The 17,502-nt window shown below is 67.6% G+C and carries 15 protein-coding genes; all 15 read right to left on the reverse strand.

From position 1 onward, the window contains the following. Nucleotides 1-34: 34 nt before the first annotated feature. Complete coding sequence (gene fusA / locus A5728_RS00670) at nt 35-2,149, reverse strand: elongation factor G (protein WP_064845212.1); 2,115 nt, start codon at nt 2,147-2,149, stop codon at nt 35-37. Between the two features lie 79 nt (nt 2,150-2,228). After that, entirely contained in the window at nt 2,229-2,699 is a 471-nt protein-coding gene (gene rpsG / locus A5728_RS00675; RefSeq protein ID WP_064845213.1) for a 30S ribosomal protein S7, read from the reverse strand. After that, nucleotides 2,699-3,073 carry a 30S ribosomal protein S12 gene (rpsL, locus tag A5728_RS00680; protein ID WP_012397684.1) on the reverse strand — a complete coding sequence of 125 codons (375 nt, stop codon included), beginning with the start codon at nt 3,071-3,073 and terminating at the stop codon, nt 2,699-2,701. Before rpsL ends, rpsG begins: the two co-directional genes overlap by 1 nt. A gap of 229 nt (nt 3,074-3,302) precedes the next feature. Further along, the gene (locus A5728_RS00685; protein WP_064845214.1) at nt 3,303-4,121 is read right to left on the reverse strand and encodes an IclR family transcriptional regulator C-terminal domain-containing protein; all 819 of its coding nucleotides are present in this window, start codon (nt 4,119-4,121) and stop codon (nt 3,303-3,305) included. Between the two features lie 107 nt (nt 4,122-4,228). After that, nucleotides 4,229-4,888 (reverse strand): 3-oxoacid CoA-transferase subunit B, encoded by a 660-nt coding sequence (locus tag A5728_RS00690; protein WP_064845215.1) that lies wholly within the window; start codon nt 4,886-4,888, stop codon nt 4,229-4,231. Next, nucleotides 4,885-5,583: a 3-oxoacid CoA-transferase subunit A gene (locus A5728_RS00695; protein WP_064845216.1), complete on the reverse strand. Its 699-nt coding sequence runs from the start codon at nt 5,581-5,583 to the stop codon at nt 4,885-4,887. The genes A5728_RS00690 and A5728_RS00695 overlap by 4 nt, the downstream gene beginning before the upstream one ends. A gap of 32 nt (nt 5,584-5,615) precedes the next feature. Further along, nucleotides 5,616-6,827 (reverse strand): thiolase family protein, encoded by a 1,212-nt coding sequence (locus A5728_RS00700; RefSeq protein ID WP_064845217.1) that lies wholly within the window; start codon nt 6,825-6,827, stop codon nt 5,616-5,618. A 141-nt stretch (nt 6,828-6,968) separates the two neighbouring features. Then, nucleotides 6,969-7,367: a carboxymuconolactone decarboxylase family protein gene (locus tag A5728_RS00705; protein ID WP_064845218.1), complete on the reverse strand. Its 399-nt coding sequence runs from the start codon at nt 7,365-7,367 to the stop codon at nt 6,969-6,971. 146 nt (nt 7,368-7,513) lie between these two features. Beyond that, nucleotides 7,514-8,302, reverse strand: coding sequence for an alpha/beta fold hydrolase (locus A5728_RS00710; RefSeq protein WP_064845219.1), 789 nt, complete (start codon nt 8,300-8,302; stop codon nt 7,514-7,516). After that, nucleotides 8,299-9,741, reverse strand: a complete 1,443-nt coding sequence (locus A5728_RS00715) for a lyase family protein (protein WP_064845220.1) — start codon at nt 9,739-9,741, stop codon at nt 8,299-8,301. The genes A5728_RS00710 and A5728_RS00715 overlap by 4 nt, the downstream gene beginning before the upstream one ends. Then, nucleotides 9,741-10,313: a protocatechuate 3,4-dioxygenase subunit alpha gene (gene pcaG, locus A5728_RS00720; protein WP_064845221.1), complete on the reverse strand. Its 573-nt coding sequence runs from the start codon at nt 10,311-10,313 to the stop codon at nt 9,741-9,743. The genes A5728_RS00715 and pcaG overlap by 1 nt, the downstream gene beginning before the upstream one ends. After that, the gene (gene pcaH, locus A5728_RS00725) at nt 10,306-11,118 is read right to left on the reverse strand and encodes a protocatechuate 3,4-dioxygenase subunit beta (protein WP_064845259.1); all 813 of its coding nucleotides are present in this window, start codon (nt 11,116-11,118) and stop codon (nt 10,306-10,308) included. Before pcaH ends, pcaG begins: the two co-directional genes overlap by 8 nt. A gap of 45 nt (nt 11,119-11,163) precedes the next feature. Next, complete coding sequence (locus tag A5728_RS00730; protein ID WP_064845222.1) at nt 11,164-12,363, reverse strand: 4-hydroxybenzoate 3-monooxygenase; 1,200 nt, start codon at nt 12,361-12,363, stop codon at nt 11,164-11,166. 188 nt (nt 12,364-12,551) lie between these two features. Then, nucleotides 12,552-13,328 (reverse strand): IclR family transcriptional regulator, encoded by a 777-nt coding sequence (locus A5728_RS00735; RefSeq protein ID WP_064845223.1) that lies wholly within the window; start codon nt 13,326-13,328, stop codon nt 12,552-12,554. Between the two features lie 268 nt (nt 13,329-13,596). Continuing rightward, nucleotides 13,597-17,487, reverse strand: a complete 3,891-nt coding sequence (locus tag A5728_RS00740; protein ID WP_064845224.1) for a DNA-directed RNA polymerase subunit beta' — start codon at nt 17,485-17,487, stop codon at nt 13,597-13,599. Nucleotides 17,488-17,502: the final 15 nt, after the last annotated feature.

Here is a 17,502-nt window from a genome sequence, read left to right on the forward strand (position 1 = left end):
TTTACTGAAATCACGGGGCGTGGGCCCCGCCGGCTCACTCGCCGCGGTTCTTCTGGATGATCTCCTCGGCCACGGCCTTGGGGACCTCCGAGTAGCTGTCGAACTCCATCGAGTACACCGCGCGACCCTGGGTCTTGGACCGCAGGTCACCGATGTAGCCGAACATCTCCGACAAGGGCACCAGGGCCTTCACGAGCTTGACACCCGCGACGTCCTCCATGGACTGGATCTGGCCGCGGCGGGAGTTCAGGTCACCGATGACGTCACCCATGTACTCTTCCGGGGTACGCACCTCCACGGCCATGAGCGGCTCGAGCAGGACCGGGTTGGCACGCCGGGCACCTTCCTTGAACACCATCGAACCGGCGATCTTGAACGCCATTTCCGAGGAGTCCACGTCGTGGTAGGCACCGTCGATCAGGGTGGCCTTGACGCCCACCACCGGGTAGCCCGCGAGGATGCCCAACTGCATGGCGTCCTGGATACCGTGGTCCACCGAGGGGATGTACTCGCGCGGCACGCGACCACCGGTCACGGCGTTGTCGAACTCGTACAGCTCCTCCGCGTCCAGCGGCAGCGGCTCGAAGGAAACCTGCACCTTGGCGAACTGGCCGGAACCACCGGTCTGCTTCTTGTGGGTGTAGTCGACCTTGTCCACGGCCTTCTTGATGGTCTCGCGGTAGGCCACCTGCGGCTTGCCCACGTTGGCCTCGACCTTGAACTCGCGCTTCATGCGGTCCACCAGGATGTCCAGGTGCAACTCGCCCATGCCGCCGATCTCGGTCTGGCCGGTCTCGTCGTTGAGGGACACCGTGAAGGTGGGGTCCTCCGCGGAGAGCTTCTGGATGGCGGTGGACAGCTTCTCCTGGTCACCCTTGGTCTTGGGCTCGATGGCCACGAAGATCACAGGCTGGGGGAAGCTCATGGACTCCAGCACGATCTGGTTGTTCGAATCGCACAGGGTGTCGCCCGTGGTGGTGTCCTTCAGACCGATCGCCGCGTAGATGTGACCGGCGGAGATCTCGTCCACCGGGTTCTCCTTATTGGAGTGCATCTGGAAGAGCTTGCCGATGCGCTCGCGCTTGCCCTTGGTCGAGTTCATGACCTGCTCGCCGGCCTTCGCCTTGCCGGAGTACACGCGGATGTACGTGAGCTGGCCGTAGAACGGGTGCGAGGCGACCTTGAACGCGAGGGCCGCGAAGGGGCCGTTGGCGTCCGCGGTGCGGGTCATGACCTCTTCCTCGTCGTTGATGGCGTGGCCCTGCACGTCCTCCACGTCGAGCGGGGAGGGCAGGTAGTCCACCACGGCGTCGAGCATGGGCTGCACGCCGCGGTTCTTGAACGCCGAGCCACACAGCACGGGGTAGGCCTGGGAGGTGATCGTCAGCTTGCGGATGCCGGCCTTGATCTCGTCCTCGGTGAGCTCCTCGCCGCCGAGGTACTTCTCCATGAGCTCGTCGTCCGCCTCCGCGACGGCCTCGACGAGCTGGTTGCGGTAGTCATCCGCGCGGTCCTTCAGGTCCTCGGGGATCTCGCGCGTCTCGTACTTGGCACCCAGGGAGACGTCACCCTTGGAGTCGCCCTCCCACACGAGAGCCTTCATGGTCACCAGGTCGATGACGCCCACGAAGTCGTTCTCGGCACCGATCGGCAGCTGCAGCACGAGCGGGGTCGCGCCCAGGCGGGACTTGATGGTGTCCACAGTGAAGTAGAAGTCGGCGCCCAGCTTGTCCATCTTGTTGACGAAGCAGATGCGGGGCACTTCGTACTTATCGGCCTGGCGCCACACGGTCTCGGACTGGGGCTCCACGCCCTCCTTGCCGTCGAAGACGGCCACGGCGCCGTCGAGCACGCGCAGGGAGCGCTCGACCTCGACCGTGAAGTCCACGTGACCCGGGGTGTCGATGATGTTGATCTGGTAGTCGTGCCAGTAGCACGAGGTCGCGGCGGACGTGATGGTGATGCCGCGTTCCTGCTCCTGAGCCATCCAGTCCATCGTGGATGCACCGTCGTGCGTTTCGCCGAGCTTGTGGTTGATGCCCGTGTAGAACAGGATTCGTTCGGTGGTCGTGGTCTTACCGGCATCGATGTGAGCCATGATGCCGATATTGCGGACCTTCTTGAGGTCGGTAAGCACGTCGAGTGCCACGATGGTTCCCTTCGTAAAAGGTAGTGCCGGGCCCTGGTGTCGGCCCCGCGCGGGGCGGGGCCGACAGGACTACCGAATTTTACCAGCGGTAGTGGGCGAAGGCCTTGTTGGATTCGGCCATCTTGTGGGTGTCCTCGCGGCGCTTCACAGCGGCACCGAGGCCGTTGGAGGCGTCGAGGATCTCGTTCTGCAGACGCTCGGTCATGGTGTTCTCACGACGGGCCTTGGAGTAGCCCACGAGCCAGCGCAGGGACAGTGCCTGGGCGCGGCCTGCCTTGACCTCGACCGGCACCTGGTAGGTGGCGCCACCGACACGACGGGAGCGGACCTCGAGGGCGGGCTTGACGTTGTCGAGGGCCTTCTTCAGGGTGGCCACGGGATCGGAGTTGGTCTTGTTGCGTACACCCTCGAGGGCACCGTAGACGATGCGCTCGGCGGTGGACTTCTTGCCGTCCTGCAGGACCTTGTTGATCAGCTGCGTGACCACGGGCGAGCCGTAGACGGGATCGACGACGAGGGGGCGCTTGGGAGCGGGACCTTTACGAGGCATTACTTCTTCTCCTTCTTCGCGCCGTAGCGGGAGCGAGCCTGCTGACGGCCCTTGACACCCTGGGTGTCGAGCGCGCCGCGCACGATCTTGTAACGGACACCCGGCAGGTCCTTCACACGACCACCGCGCACGAGCACGATGGAGTGTTCCTGAAGGTTGTGACCCTCACCCGGGATGTAGGCGGTGACTTCCACGCCGCCGTTGAGCTTCACACGGGCCACCTTGCGCAGCGCCGAATTCGGCTTCTTGGGGGTCGTGGTGAACACGCGGGTGCAGACGCCGCGCTTCATGGGGTTGCCCTTGAGCGCGGGAGCCTTGGTCTTCACGACCTTGGAGTGCCGGCCCTTGCGGACCAGTTGCTGGATAGTTGGCACAGTGCCTCCTGTTGGAACGGGACCGGTGGTGGCCGCCCCCGTTGATGGCGGAATATTGATCCCGGGCCCGCCGGGACGGATCAGCAGTAGTGACTGCGACGAAACCGTGTCCGAGCATGACGAAAGATGGCATCTAGGTACAGGGTGCGTACCACAGGACGGTGTCCGATTTGCCATCTGAGGACTGCCCGGAATCGAGCAATTCTTCCTTAGCATAGCAGCTCGCGTCTCAGGAGGAGAAATCGCTTTTGCCGGAGGTCACGACGTCCGCCGACAGGGCGGCGGCGCACCGTTGCAGGGCGGGGACCACGCGGCGGTCCAGGTGTTCCACGTCCCCGGATCCGAGGCCCGCGCGCATGGACACGTTGATCGCGGCCACCACCGCTCCCGTGCCGTCCGTCACCGGCACGGCCACGGAGCGCAGCCCGAGTTCGAGTTCCTGGTCCACCACGGCGTGGCCGGCACGACGCACGGCGGCGATCTGCGCCCGCAGCTGCGTGTGGTCCGTGAGTGTCAGCGGGGTCAAGCTGCGCGGTTGCGCCCGCTCGAGCAGTTCCGCGAGCTCCTCGGGGGGCAGTGCCGCGAGCAGGACCCGGCCCATGGAGGTTGCGTACGCCGGGAACCTCGTGCCGAGCGAGATGCTCACGCTCATGATCCGCTGGGTGGCCACGCGCGCGACGTAGACGATCTCCGCGCCGTCGAGCACGGACATGGACGTGGATTCCCCGAGCTCGTCCGACAACGAACGCAGGTGGGGCTGGGCCAGTTGCGGCAGCGACAGCGCGGAAAGATAGGAGTAGCCCAGGCTCAGTACCTTGGGCGTGAGTTCGAAGCGCCGCCCGTCCGAGCGCACGTAACCCAGGGACTCGAGCGTGAGCAGGAACCGGCGGGCGGTCGCGCGGGTCAGCTGGGTCTGCCGGGCCACCTCGGACAGGCTCATGGCGGGGCGTTCGACGTCGAACGCCCCGATCACGGCGAGCCCGCGCGCGAGCGACTGCACGAAACCGTCCCCGGGGGCGGAGTCGTTGCTACCGGTCGTGGTGACCACCCTCTCTCCCCCACGACGCCGCGTGGGTCACTGATCGACACGGCGATGGCACCGCGAACGGTCCGCGCGACACCATCGGCACACTACCCGGCAGACTACCGCGCGGGTCACTGGGCGGGGGTCAGCTCCACATCCACCTGCTGGGCGAGTTCGTCGAAGCCGACACCGAAGGTCTCGCGCACCGTGACCTTGCCGTCCTCGAGGAGGAACACGCCGAGGTCCGTGTAGATCCGGGACACGCAGCCCACGCCCGTGAGCGGCATGGTGCACTCCTTCACGAGCTTCGACTGACCCTTCTTGGTCTTCAGGGTCATCATCACGAAGGTCTGCTTGGCGCCGGTGGCGAGGTCCATGGCACCGCCCACGGCGGGGATCGCGTCCGGCTTACCGGTGTGCCAGTTGGCAAGGTTGCCTTGCTGGTCCACCTGGAACGCACCCAGCACGCAGCAGTCCAGGTGACCGCCGCGCATCATGGCGAACGAGTCCGCGTGGTGGAAGTACGAGCAGCCCTCGGTCTCGACCACGGGGATCTTGCCGGCGTTGATCAGGTCCGGGTCCACCTCGTCCCCGTGGGCCTCCGCACCCATCCCGAGCATCCCGTTCTCGGTGTGCAGGGTGACGTCGTCCTCGGCGCTGAGGTAGTTGGAGACCAGGGTGGGCTGGCCGATGCCCAGGTTCACGTACGCCCCGGCGGGGATGTCCCGCGCCACGACCTCCGCGAGTTCCTCCGGGCTCAACGGGTGATCACTGTTCTGCGGAACGCTCATGCCGCACCTTCCTCTCGCGGGTCCTGCTGCTGGGGCCGGTTGATCTGCACCACGGTGTCCACGTAGATCCCAGGGGTCACCACAACCTCGGGATCGATCTGCCCGCGCTCCACGATGTCGCTGACCTGCACGATGGAGTGCGTGGCCGCCGCAGCCATGATGGGGCCGAAGTTGCGCGCCGTCTTGCGGTACACGAGGTTGCCGGCCTTGTCCGCCCGGTACGCCTTGGTCAGGGAGAAGTCCGCGTGGATGGGGTACTCGAGCACCTGGTGCTTGCCGTCCAGCTCGCGCACCTCCTTGCCCTCGGCCAGGGGCGTGCCGTAACCGGTGGGCGTGAAGAACGCCCCGATCCCGGCACCGGCGGCGCGGATCCGCTCGGCGAGGTTGCCCTGCGGGACGACCTCGAGCTCGATCTCACCGGCGCGGTACTTCTCATCGAAGTGCCACGAGTCCGACTGGCGCGGGAACGAGCAGATGATCTTCTGCACGCGGCCCAGCTGGATCAGCTTGGCGAGACCCACGTCCCCGTTGCCGGCGTTGTTGTTCACGACCGTGAGGTCCTTGGCGCCGTGTTCGATCAGGGCGTCGATGAGTTCCACGGGCTGACCGGCCACACCGAAGCCGCCGATCATCACGCACGCACCGTCGTGGATGAGCTCCACGGCCGCCGCGGCGCTGTCTGCAATGTTGAGCATGGTGTGCCTTTCTCGAAAAGGTTGGAGGGGTCTCAGCCCTGGGCGTTCTCGTTCTCGAGCACCACCGCGAGGCCCTGCCCCACGCCGATGCACAGGCTGGCCACACCCCAGCGCTGCCCGCTCTCCTGCAACCGGCGGGCCAGGGTCCCCAACACGCGGGTCCCGGAGGCGCCGAGCGGGTGGCCGATCGCGATGGCCCCGCCCCACTGGTTGACGATGCTCTGGTCCACACCCCACTGGCGCAGGCACGCGAGCGACTGCGCGGCGAAGGCCTCGTTGAGTTCCACGGCGGCGACGTCGTCCCACGTGATCCCCGCGCGGCGCACGGCGATGTTGGCCGCCTCCACGGGCGCCTCACCGAAGAACTGTGGTTCGTTGGCGGCGGCACCGCGGCCGGCGATACGGGCGATGGGCTCGCGACCGAGCAGCTGCGCACCGCGCTCGCTGCCGAGCCACACGGCGGACGCGCCGTCGTTCATGGGAGAGGAGTTACCGGCGGTGACGGTCGCGTTGTCACCACTGCGGAACACGGTGCGCAGACCGGCGAGCGTCTCCGGGGTGGAGTCCCCGCGCACGGTTTCGTCCCGGGTGAGCTCCACGCCCTTCTTGGTGTTGGGGGCCACGCTGACCGTGATGTCGTCGTACTTGCCCTCGTCCCACGCCTTGGCCGCGAGCTGGTGGGAGGTGGCCGCGAACGCGTCCTGGTCCTCGCGCGAGATGCCGTGCTTCTCGCGCAACTGCTCGGTGGCCTCACCGAGGGACACCGTCCACTCGCTCGGCATGTCCGGGTTCACGAGGCGCCAGCCCAGGGTCGTGTTGGCGAGTTCGAGGTTCTGCATGGGGTAGGGCCGCTCGGTCTTGGGCAGCACCCACGGCGCGCGGGACATGGACTCGACGCCGCCCACGAGCAGCAAGTCCCCTTCCCCCACCTCGATCTGACGGGAGCCCATCATCGCGGCGTCCAGGGACGAACCGCACAACCGGTTGATCGTGGAGCCGGGAACGGACACGGGCAGACCCGCGAGCAGCGTGGCCATGCGCGCCACGTTGCGGTTCTCCTCACCGGCGCCGTTGGCATTGCCTAAGTAGACCTCGTCGATCGTGGCGGGGTCCAGCTCGGGTGCGCGTTCCACGAGCGTGCGCACCACGAGGGCCGCGAGGTCGTCGGGACGGTGGCTCGCGAGCGCGCCACCCACCTTCCCGAACGGGGTACGGATGGCGTCGTAGACGTATGCGTGGTTCATGGGGATCCTCACCGTGGTAGCTCACCCGGCCGCGGCCGGGGCGGCGCCGGGCTCGGGTGTCCGGTCACCGCGTTGCATATGTTCAGTCTAGAGCGCGGTGCTCGCCATGTGAACACTTGTTCGCATGACGAACAATTCCGGTCAGCCCGAGTACTCCGACAGCGCCTTCTGCGCGTGCTTGAACGCGTTGTTGGCGGACGGGACGGAGAGGTAGATCGCGGACTGCAGCAGGATCTCCTTGATCTCGTCCGTGCTCAGCCCGTTGCGCAACGCCGCCTTGACGTGCATCTCGAACTCCTCCCAGTGACCGGCGGCGATCAGCGCGGTCAACACGCACGCGCTGCGCATCCGGCGGTCCAGGCCGGGCCGGGTCCAGATCTCACCCCACGCGTAGCGCGAGATGAAGTCCTGGAAGTCCTCCGTGAACTCGGTCTTGCCGGACTCCGCGCGGTCCACATGGGCGTCCGAGAGCACCTCCCGGCGCACGGTCATCCCGTCCTGCAGGGCCTGTGCTTCGGTGCGTTGCGAGCGTGGGTTCATGTTTGTTCCTCGTTCCTGGTCTCGTGCTGGTTCGTGTCGTCGTTCCCGAGATCGTGGCCCGTCATGCCGCGTCCCGTGAATCCGTGTCTCGTGCGCTCGCGGCTCCCCGCGGGTGCCGCGGATCGATCGAGCGCGCGTGGACCGCGTCAGCGCGCGGCCGCCACGAGCTCCGCGATCGTGTGGGCCACGAGCTCGGGTGCGGCCACAGGTACGAGGTGGGCGGCGTCGTCAACGACCTCGCAGCGCGCGTGCAGCGCGTCCGCGAGACCCTGGGCGACGTCGGGCCCCACCATGGCGTCCTGCGCACCGGCCACGACTGCGGTGGGGACGGGCGCGGGGCGCGTGCGCTCCCGCAGGTCGAAACCACCCAGCGCACGGCAGGCCGCGGCGTAACTGAACCGGTCCGTCCCCTGCAGGTCGTGCAGCAACGGGGTCCCGCGTTCCGAGTGCTCGGCCAGGAAATCGGGGGCGAACCACGCCTTGGCACACTCGATCACCTGGGTGGGTGTGCCGGCACTCGCGACGAGCTCGGCGCGCTCGCGCCACATCCGCGGGTCCGGGAAGTAGTTGCTCGTGGCGATCAACGCCGCGGACGCCACCCGCTCGGGATCCTGGGCGAGCAATTGCTGCACCGCCGCTCCCCCGATCGAGGTCCCCGCCATGTGCCACGACCGCGCACCGGTGTGCTCGGTGACGGCGTCCGCCACGGCGCGGGCGAGTTCTCCGAGCGTGAATTCCTGCGCGGGATCGCTGACCCCGTGGCCCGGAAGGTCCCAGCCGATCACGTGGAACCGCTCGGCCAGCAGCGGGGCCACGGCCGCGTAGAGATGGGTGACCGAGGTGCCCAGTGCGGGGCCGAGCACCACGAGGGGTGCACCCTCCGCGAGGTCCTGCGGTCGGGTGAATTCCACGAGTCCCGGTGCGGGAACCGTCATGCCGTCGTCCTTTCCTCGTGCCGGGCCACGGCCCGGTCACACAGTTCGCCCGACGCGCCCAGGTAACCGCGCGGGTCCAGCAGGCTCCGGACCCAGCGGGTCACGGACTGCGGATCCCCGACGGACACTCCCTCGGGCAGAGTCGGGTCCTCTTCCGCCGCGATCTCCCGCGCCAGGGCGCTCGCGAGCGCGTCCGCGTCCCACGGCTCGGCGCGCACCGCGGCCTGCACGCGCTGCTTCGCGTTCTTGACCTCGCGCTCGCTCAGCACCGGCGCGAGTGCCGCGCTCAGCCGTTCCGCCATCACGCCCGTTCCCGCGCGCTCGAGGTTCTGCGCCATGCGCTCGGTGTCCACCGTGAGCCCCCCGGCCAGCTCGGCAGCGTGCGACGACGCCGCGGTCGCCAGTACCGCGAGCTCGCGCAACGCGGCCCATTCGGCATGCCAGCCGCCGTCCGGGCGTTCGTCGTCCGCGGCGCTCGCACCCGCGAACACCTGGGACAGCAGCCCCGGGGCCGCGATGCCCGTGCGCTTGAGCAGCACGCTCAGCACGGGGTTCTGCTTCTGCGGCATGGCCGAGGAAACACCTCGTCCCTCCGCGGTGGGTTCGCGCAGCTCCCCCACCTCCGGCCGGGACATCATGAGGACGTCGTTGGCCATGCGGGCCAGTGCGGCGGTGGTCTGCGCGTAGCCGCTCGCGACCCGCAGCACCGGCACGCGGTCGGTGTGCCACACACCGTTCGGCAGCTCCAGGCCGAGCTCGTCCGCCCAGTGGCCCAGCAAATCGGTGACCCGCCCGAAGGTCTGCTCCGACGTTGCGCCGTCGGAGCAGCGGGCCATCGTGGCGGCCAGGCTCCCGGACGCCCCGCCGTACGACACGGGAAGCCGTGCGGCGAGCACGGCGTCCACGGCGTCGTCGACCGCTGCGAGCCACGAGGCGGCCTTGAGACCGAAAGAAATGGGGAGTGCGTGCTGGGTGAGGGTCCGTCCGACCATCACGGTGTCGCGGTGCTCAGCCACGATGCGAGCGAGAGCGTCCCCCGTGCGGGCGAGGTGCGCGAGGATGCTCGAGCGGACGTCACGCATCACCAGCGCGAGGGCCGTGTCCATGACGTCCTGGCTGGTCAGCGAGGCGTGCACCGCACTAATCGGCGCGCCGTTCTCCTCGGTGACCGCTGCACGGTAGGCCGCGAGCAGGGGGATCACGGGATTGCCTCCGCCCTCGGACGCGACCGCGAGGTCGTTCAGGGCCGCTTCGTCGAGCGCCACGCTTTCAGCTGCGGCGTGGGCCGCCCGAGCGGCGTCGGGCGCAACGAGCCCGGACCGCGACTGGGCCGCGACCCACGCGTCCTCCACACGGAGGATCGCGCGGGCCACGGCACGGTCGTCGGCGAGCTCTGCGGCTCGGTGGCTCCCCGGAGTGAGAAGACCGGTGAAGATCATCAGATCCCCGGGTAGGCCAGGAACACGGTCTCGCGGTCCCCCTGCAGGTGCACGTCGAAGTGCAACGAGCCGTCCGACTGACGCTCTGCGATCATCGTGGCGCGTTCGGCCTCGGACAGCGAGGACAGCAGCGGATCGTTGGTCAGTGCGTCCGTATCCTCGGGCAGGTACACGCGGGTGAACAGTCGGTTCAGCAGACCGCGCGCGAACACCGTGAGGCAGATGAACGGGGCCTTGCCGTCCTCGGTGGGGCCGGGGTTGACCGTGGTGAAGTCGTAGTGCCCCACGTTGTCCACCGCCACGCGGCCGAAACCGGTGAAGGTGTAGCCGTCCCGCTTGAGCGAACCGGGCTCCTGCGAGACCTGGCCGTTCTCGTCCGCCTGCCAGATCTCGAGCATGGAGTCCGGAACCGGCGTGCCGTGGCCGTCATACACCGTGCCGTGCAGGCGCACGGCGTTCGGGTGCGAACGGTCCACGAGGAACTCCCCGCCCTCGTAGGGCAGCGCGTAGCCGTAGAAGGGTCCGATGGTCTGGCCCGGGGTGGGCACCAGGCGCTCAGTGTTCTCAGACATTGCTGTCGTCCTCCGTCCAGGTTCGGTTCGAACCGCTCAGCACGATGTCCCAGCGGTAGCCGAGCAGCCATTCGTGCTCGGAGATGTCGTGGTCGTAGTCCGCCACGAGACGCTCGCGCGCCTTGGGGTCCACGATCGACTGGTAGATGGGGTCCAACGCGAATAGCGGGTCACCCGGGAAGTACATCTGGGTGATCATGCGCTGCGTGAAATCCGTGCCGAACAGCGAGAAGTGCACGTGCGCGGGGCGCCACGCGTTGAGGTGGTTCTTCCACGGGTACGGGCCCGGCTTGATGGTGATGAACGAGTAGGAACCGTCGTCACCGGTCAGACAGCGGCCCACGCCCGTGAAGTTCGGGTCGATCGGGGCCGGGTGCTGATCGCGCTTGTGGATGTAGCGACCGGCGGCGTTGGCCTGCCAGATCTCCACGAGCTGGTTGCGCACGGGGCGGCCGTCGCCGTCCAGGATGCGCCCGGAGATCCGGATCCGCTCACCGATGGGCTCGCCGCCGTCCTGGATTGTCAGATCCGACTCCAGCGCGTGCACGTCCCGCTGGCCGAAGGCCGGCGCGTAGAGCTCGATGGTCTCCGGGTCCGCGTGGCGGGGGTCCTTGGTGGGGTGACGCAGGATCGAGCTGCGGTACGGGGCGTAGTCCAGACGAGGCTGGGTCTCCTCCGTGCCGGCCTTCTCGTACTGCTTGCTGATGGCGGCCATCTCGTCGTTGAGCTGGTTCTGGGTGTCGGCGGCGTCGTCCGCGTCCTTGACGTACGGCGGGTCGAAGGTGTCGTCGTTCTCGGTGGTCATGATCATCTCCTTGGGTGAGTGGATCGGAGTCTGGGTCCGGTGTGCTCAGGTGCGGTCCTGCCAGCCGGTGTATGACTCGGCGAAGTAGCCCGAGCCGTACGTGGAGTTCGTGACGGTCTCGAACTCGCCCCGGCGGCGCTTCATGTTGAAGGGGTTCTCCCCCGGCTGGATATGCATCAGGTTGGTGACCCAGTACGAGAAGTTCTGGGCCTTCCAGATCCGGTCCAGGGCCTTGGCGGAGTACCCGGCCAACCCGCGCTCGTCACCGGAACCGAAGAACTCGATGATCGCCGGCGCGAGCACCCGCACGTCGCAGAACGCGAGGTTCAGACCCTTGGCGCCCGTGGGCGGCACGGTGTGCCCGGCGTCCCCCACCAGGAACATGTTCCCGTAGCGCAGGGGCTCGCACACGTACGAGCGGAACGGCAGCACGGTTTTGTCGAAGATGGGCCCGCGCTGCAGCTGCAACCCGTCCGGGCCGTCGATGCGCCGCTGCAACTCGGTCCAGATCCGCTCGTCGTCCCAGTCGTCCACGTTCTCATTGGGGTCGCACTGGAAGTACATGCGCTGCACGGTGTCGCTGCGCTGCGAGATCAACGCGAAACCGTACTGCGAGTTCGCGTAGATCAGCTCGGGTGCCGACGGCGGCGCTTCGCACAGGATCCCGAACCACGCGAACGGGTACTCGATGAAATTGTCCGTGCGCACGTCCTGCGGGATCTGACGCTTGCAGATGCCCTTGGAACCGTCCGCGCCCACGAGCAGGCGGCTACGGATCTCGAGCTTCTCGCCCTCCTTGGTGGTGCACAGCACCGTGGGCTGCTCCGTGGTCAGGTCCCGGACCTCGGTGTCCGTGACTTCCCAGCGCACGTCACCGCCGTCGCGCTCGCGCGCCGCCGCAAGATCCACGAAGACCTCGTTCTGGGGGTACAGCCACACGGACTGACCCACGAGCTTTTGGAAGTCGATGCGACGGCTCTCGCCCTCGAAGCGCAGCACGGTGCCCTCGTGCTCGTGGCCGTGCGACAGCACGCGCCCGTCCACGCCGGTCTCGGCGAGCATCTGCACGGTCCCCGCTTCGAGGATGCCCGCACGGTGGGTGTTGGCGATCTCGTCGTGGCTGCGTTTCTCCACGACCACGTTGTCGATCCCGGCCCGGTGCAACAGGTGGGAGAGCATCAGTCCGGCGGGCCCCGCCCCCACGATGGCCACCTGGGTGTCGATGATCGTTCGCTCCTCGAGCATGTGTCCTCCTTGCGCACGTCGTGGGTCACATTATGTTGGAGCCACATGGCGCGTATCTCATTGATTCCGTTCAATGGGACGGGGGCCGCGCCTGTGACGCGGGGTACGACATCGCTGCGGCCGGTACGCGGCTCCCCGTTGCGCCTTGGGCGGAGGTGTTTCCCGCGAAGATCACCCACAAGGGGTTGTCAGAATGCCCCCAGGGCGCGGGAGATCCCGTGGCCGGCAACCCGTAACGTTTGCACGATGGCCGAGACGTCCGGATCTCGCATGTCGCTCAGGGGCAGCACCGCTCCGAGGGCCGCTGCGCGGTGCCCCGGGGGGACCTTGAGCGGGACCGCCACTCCCCCACTGCCCTCGTCGATGCGTTCGCGCTGGATCGCATAACCGCGCTGCGCGAAGACCCGCAGGTCCGCCGCGAAGCGTTCCCTGCCCACGAGGGCACCGCCCGGTTCATCCGCGACCGCCCGCGCCGCGGCGGCGTCATGGTACTGCGCGATGAACTCGTCCGAACAGTGGCACAACAGGGCGAGACCCGTGGCCGAGCGGTGCAGTGGAAGGCGTCCGGCGACGATCGAGCGCAGTGGGACCGCCGAGTCACTCGCGGCGATCCGCTCGGCGAACAGGACGTCGTGGCCCTCGATCACCCCCACGTGCACGTGTTGGCGCAGCACCGCGTGCACGTCCGACATGAACGGGATCGCGACCGCTGCGAGGTTCTCGGCGGATGCCGCGCGGGACGCGAGCTCCCACAACCGGGTCCCCACCCGGTAGGTCTGCGCGGAACCGGACTCGAGCCACCTCGCGCGCTTCATGTCCCCCAGGATCCGGTGCACCGTGGAGGATGGCAACCCGGTGGCCGCGCAGATCTCGCGGAAGGTCAGCTCGGGACGTGCGGGGCCGAACGCGTCCAGGACGCGATCGAACCGGGTGATCAGTGATTCACCGGACGCCGAGTTGGCCATGCTTCGCCTCCGTTCATGGCTCCCGCGAAAGCCGAACCGCGGGATCCTTGCCCGCTTCAGCCTACGACCCCGCGGCCGTGCCTCTCCCGGCACGAAGCCGCGGCGAGGGTGGCCGCGACCGGGACGAACGCGTTCGGGTCGGTCGCAACCGGGGCGCGGTGGCCGGGTACCGCGCCGTCGTCCGGAACGGGTCCGGGTACGCGAGAGCCCGGGTGGCCCTCCCCGAAGGGAAGCCCACCCGGGCTCTCAGATCACACGCCTACTCGGCTCAGTGACCGCCGAAATCGTAGTCGTCCAGGGGGATCGCATGGAACTCGGAACCGAGCCCCCCGGCGTTCTCCTCGGCGTAGCTGAAATCGGTGAACGCGGAGGGATCCGTGAACATGGAGGCCTTGGCCTCCTCGGTGGGCTCCACGTCCACGCTGTTGTACCGCTCCAGACCGGTACCGGCGGGGATGAGCTTACCGATGATCACGTTCTCCTTCAGACCCAGCAGCGGATCCGACTTGCCCTCCATGGCGGCCTGCGTGAGCACACGGGTGGTCTCCTGGAAGGACGCGGCGGACAGCCACGAGTCCGTGGCCAGGGAGGCCTTGGTGATGCCCATGAGCTCCGGACGCCCGGCCGCGGGACGCTTGCCCTCCGCCACCGCGGCGCGGTTGGCCTCGAGGAAGCGCACGTTGTCCACCAGCTCACCCGGCAGCAACGAGGTGTCGCCGGACTCGATGATGGTCACGCGCCGCAGCATCTGGCGCACGATGACCTCCACGTGCTTGTCGTGGATGCCCACGCCCTGGGAGCGGTACACGCCCTGGACCTCATCCACGAGGTGCTTCTGCGCCTCGCGAGGACCGCGGATACGCAGTACCTCCTTGGGGTCCACGGCTCCGGTCACGAGCTGCTGACCGACCTCCACGTGATCGCCGTCCGCGACGAGCAGCTTGGCGCGGCGCAGCACTGGGTAGGCGAACTCCTCGTCACCGTTGTCCGGGACCACCACGATCTTCAGCGACTTGTCCGTGTCCTCGATGCGGATTCGGCCAGCCACCTCGGAGATTGGGGCCACACCCTTGGGCGTGCGGGCCTCGAACAGCTCCTGGATACGGGGCAGACCCTGCGTGATGTCACCGTCCGAGGACGCCACACCACCGGTGTGGAACGTACGCATGGTCAGCTGGGTACCGGGCTCACCGATGGACTGGGCGGCCACGATGCCCACGGCCTCGCCGATGTCCACCAACTGGTTGGTGGCCAGCGAACGACCGTAGCACGCGGCGCACACGCCCACGGCGGACTCGCACGTGAGGACCGAGCGCACGCGCACCTGGTCCACACCGGCGTTGTAGAGCTTGTTGATCATGGCGTCGGACATGTCCGCGCCCGCCTCGGCAAGCACTTCGCCGTTCTCGTCCGCCACGGCGCTGGCCAGCACGCGGCCGTGCACCGTGTTCTCGATGTCCTCGTGCAGCGTGCGCACACCGGTGTCGGTGATGTCCGCGAGCGGCAGGGTCAACCCGCGCACCGTCTGGCAATCGGACTCTCGCACGATCACGTCCTGCGAGACGTCCACCAGACGACGGGTCAGGTAACCCGAGTTGGCGGTACGCAGAGCGGTGTCCGCGAGGCCCTTACGCGCACCGTGGGTCGCGATGAAGTACTCCAACACGGACAGGCCCTCACGGTAGGAGGACTTGATCGGTCGGGGCATGATCTCGCCCTTGGGGTTTGCCACCAGACCACGGATACCCGCGATCTGACGCACCTGCATCCAGTTACCACGTGCACCGGAGGAGACCATCCGGTTGATCGTGTTCCCGGCGGTCAGGTTGTTGCGCATGGCCTCGGCGACCTCGTCGGTGGCCTTGGACCAGATGTCGATGAGCTCGGAGCGGCGCTCGTCGTCGTCGATCAGACCCTTGTCGTACTGGCCCTGGATCCGCGCGGCCTGCGCCTCGTAGCCCTCCATGATGGCGGGCTTCTCCGGCGGGGTGGCGATGTCCGAGATGGCCACGGTGACACCCGAGCGGGAGGCCCAGTGGAAGCCGGCGTCCTTGAGGTTGTCCAAGGTCTTGGCCACCTGGGTCATGGGGTAACGCTCTGCGAGGTCGTTCACGAGCGCGGACAGGTGCTTCTTGTCCGCGACGTTCTCGTCCCACGGGTAGTCGGCAGGCAGCGTCTCGTTGAACAGCACGCGACCGAGCGTGGTCTCCACGACGGCGGGCTGACCTTGCTCCCAGCCCTCGGGCGCTTCCCACCCGGCGTACGGCACGAAGTCCTCGAGCTCGATCTTGCAGCGCGAGTTCAGGTGCAGCTCACCGGAGTCCGCGGCCATGATGGCCTCGGCCACGGAGGAGTAGCTGTTGCCCTCCCCGGCCCAACCCTCACGCACGGTGGTGAGGTGGTAGAGGCCGATGATCATGTCCTGCGAGGGCAGGGCGATCGGCTTGCCGTCCGAGGGCTTGAGGATGTTGTTCGAGGACAGCATCAGCACACGCGCCTCGGCCTGCGCCTCCGGAGACAGCGGCAGGTGCACGGCCATCTGGTCACCGTCGAAGTCGGCGTTGAACGCGCCGCACACGAGCGGGTGCAGCTGGATGGCCTTGCCCTCCACGAGCTGCGGCTCGAACGCCTGGATGCCCAGACGGTGCAGGGTCGGTGCGCGGTTGAGCAGCACGGGGTGCTCCGTGATGACCTCTTCCAGCACGTCCCACACCTGCGGGCGGTAGCGCTCCACCATCCGCTTGGCGGACTTGATGTTCTGCGCGTGGTTGAGGTCCACGAGGCGCTTCATCACGAAGGGCTTGAACAGCTCCAACGCCATCTGCTTGGGCAGCCCGCACTGGTGCAGCTTGAGCTGCGGGCCCACCACGATCACGGAACGACCGGAGTAGTCCACGCGTTTGCCCAGCAGGTTCTGACGGAAGCGGCCCTGCTTGCCCTTGAGCATGTCGGACAGCGACTTCAGCGCACGGTTGCCGGGGCCCGTGACCGGGCGACCGCGGCGGCCGTTGTCGAACAGCGAGTCCACGGCCTCCTGGAGCATGCGCTTCTCGTTGTTCACGATGATCTCGGGGGCACCGAGGTCCAACAGCCGCTTGAGGCGGTTGTTGCGGTTGATCACACGACGGTAGAGGTCGTTGAGATCGGACGTCGCGAAGCGGCCGCCGTCCAGCTGGACCATGGGGCGCAGTTCCGGCGGGATGACCGGGACGGCGTCCAGGACCATGCCGAGCGGCGAGTTGTCCGTGGTCAGGAACGCGTTGACAACCTTGAGGCGCTTGAGCGCACGCGTCTTGCGCTGGCCCTTGCCCGTGGCGATGGTCTCGCGCAGGGCCTCGGCCTCGGCAGCGAGGTCGAAGGTCTCGAGGCGCTTCTTGATGGACTCGGCGCCCATGGAGCCCTCGAAGTACATGCCGTAGCGGTCCACCATCTGGCGGTACAGGGCCTCGTCGCCCTCGAGGTCGTTGACCTTGAGGTTCTTGAAGCGGTCCCAGACCTTCTCGAGGTAGTCGATCTCGCGATCGGCGCGCTTGCGCACGTTTGCCATCTGGCGGTCCGCGGAGTCGCGCAGCTTGCGCTTCTCGGCGGCCTTGCCACCCTCTTCCTCGACGCGCGCGAGATCGTTCTCGAGGTCACGGGCGATCGCGTTGATGTCCGCGTCGCGGGTGTCCTCGAGCTGCTTCTTCTCACGGTCGATCGCGGCCTGCAGGTTGGGCAGGTCGTCGTGACGGGCCTGCTCGTCCACGGACGTGATCATGTACGCCGCGAAGTAGATGACCTTTTCGAGGTCCTTCGGGGCGAGGTCCAGCAGGTATCCCAAGCGCGAGGGCACGCCCTTGAAGTACCAGATGTGGGTCACGGGAGCGGCGAGCTCGATGTGACCCATCCGCTCACGACGCACCTTGGCGCGCGTGACCTCCACGCCGCAGCGCTCGCAGATGATGCCCTTGTAGCGCACACGCTTGTACTTACCGCAGTAGCACTCCCAGTCCCGGGTGGGGCCGAAGATCTTCTCGCAGAACAAGCCGTCCTTCTCAGGCTTGAGCGTGCGGTAGTTGATGGTCTCGGGCTTCTTGACCTCGCCGTAGGACCAGCCGCGGATCTGATCCGCGGTCGCGAGGCCGATACGCATGAGGCCCAGTGAAGAATCGTTGGACATAAGGTCCTGTCCCTC

It is taken from the genome of Kocuria sp. ICS0012 (assembly GCF_001665945.1).
Lineage (GTDB): Bacteria > Actinomycetota > Actinomycetes > Actinomycetales > Micrococcaceae > Kocuria > Kocuria marina.

Excerpts from the sequence above, each read along its gene's own strand:
- A5728_RS00710 (WP_064845219.1), bottom strand. The coding sequence starts at position 8,302 with ATGACGGTTCCCGCACCGGGACTCGTGGAATTCACCCGACCGCAGGAC.
- A5728_RS00695 (WP_064845216.1), bottom strand. The coding sequence starts at position 5,583 with ATGCTCAACATTGCAGACAGCGCCGCGGCGGCCGTGGAGCTCATCCAC.
- A5728_RS00700 (WP_064845217.1), bottom strand. The coding sequence starts at position 6,827 with ATGAACCACGCATACGTCTACGACGCCATCCGTACCCCGTTCGGGAAG.
- A5728_RS00730 (WP_064845222.1), bottom strand. The coding sequence starts at position 12,363 with ATGCTCGAGGAGCGAACGATCATCGACACCCAGGTGGCCATCGTGGGG.
- A5728_RS00740 (WP_064845224.1), bottom strand. The coding sequence starts at position 17,487 with ATGTCCAACGATTCTTCACTGGGCCTCATGCGTATCGGCCTCGCGACC.
- pcaH (WP_064845259.1), bottom strand. The coding sequence starts at position 11,118 with ATGACCACCGAGAACGACGACACCTTCGACCCGCCGTACGTCAAGGAC.
- A5728_RS00715 (WP_064845220.1), bottom strand. The coding sequence starts at position 9,741 with ATGATCTTCACCGGTCTTCTCACTCCGGGGAGCCACCGAGCCGCAGAG.
- A5728_RS00735 (WP_064845223.1), bottom strand. The coding sequence starts at position 13,328 with ATGGCCAACTCGGCGTCCGGTGAATCACTGATCACCCGGTTCGATCGC.
- pcaG (WP_064845221.1), bottom strand. The coding sequence starts at position 10,313 with ATGTCTGAGAACACTGAGCGCCTGGTGCCCACCCCGGGCCAGACCATC.
- rpsG (WP_064845213.1), bottom strand. The coding sequence starts at position 2,699 with ATGCCTCGTAAAGGTCCCGCTCCCAAGCGCCCCCTCGTCGTCGATCCC.
- A5728_RS00690 (WP_064845215.1), bottom strand. The coding sequence starts at position 4,888 with ATGAGCGTTCCGCAGAACAGTGATCACCCGTTGAGCCCGGAGGAACTC.
- A5728_RS00705 (WP_064845218.1), bottom strand. The coding sequence starts at position 7,367 with ATGAACCCACGCTCGCAACGCACCGAAGCACAGGCCCTGCAGGACGGG.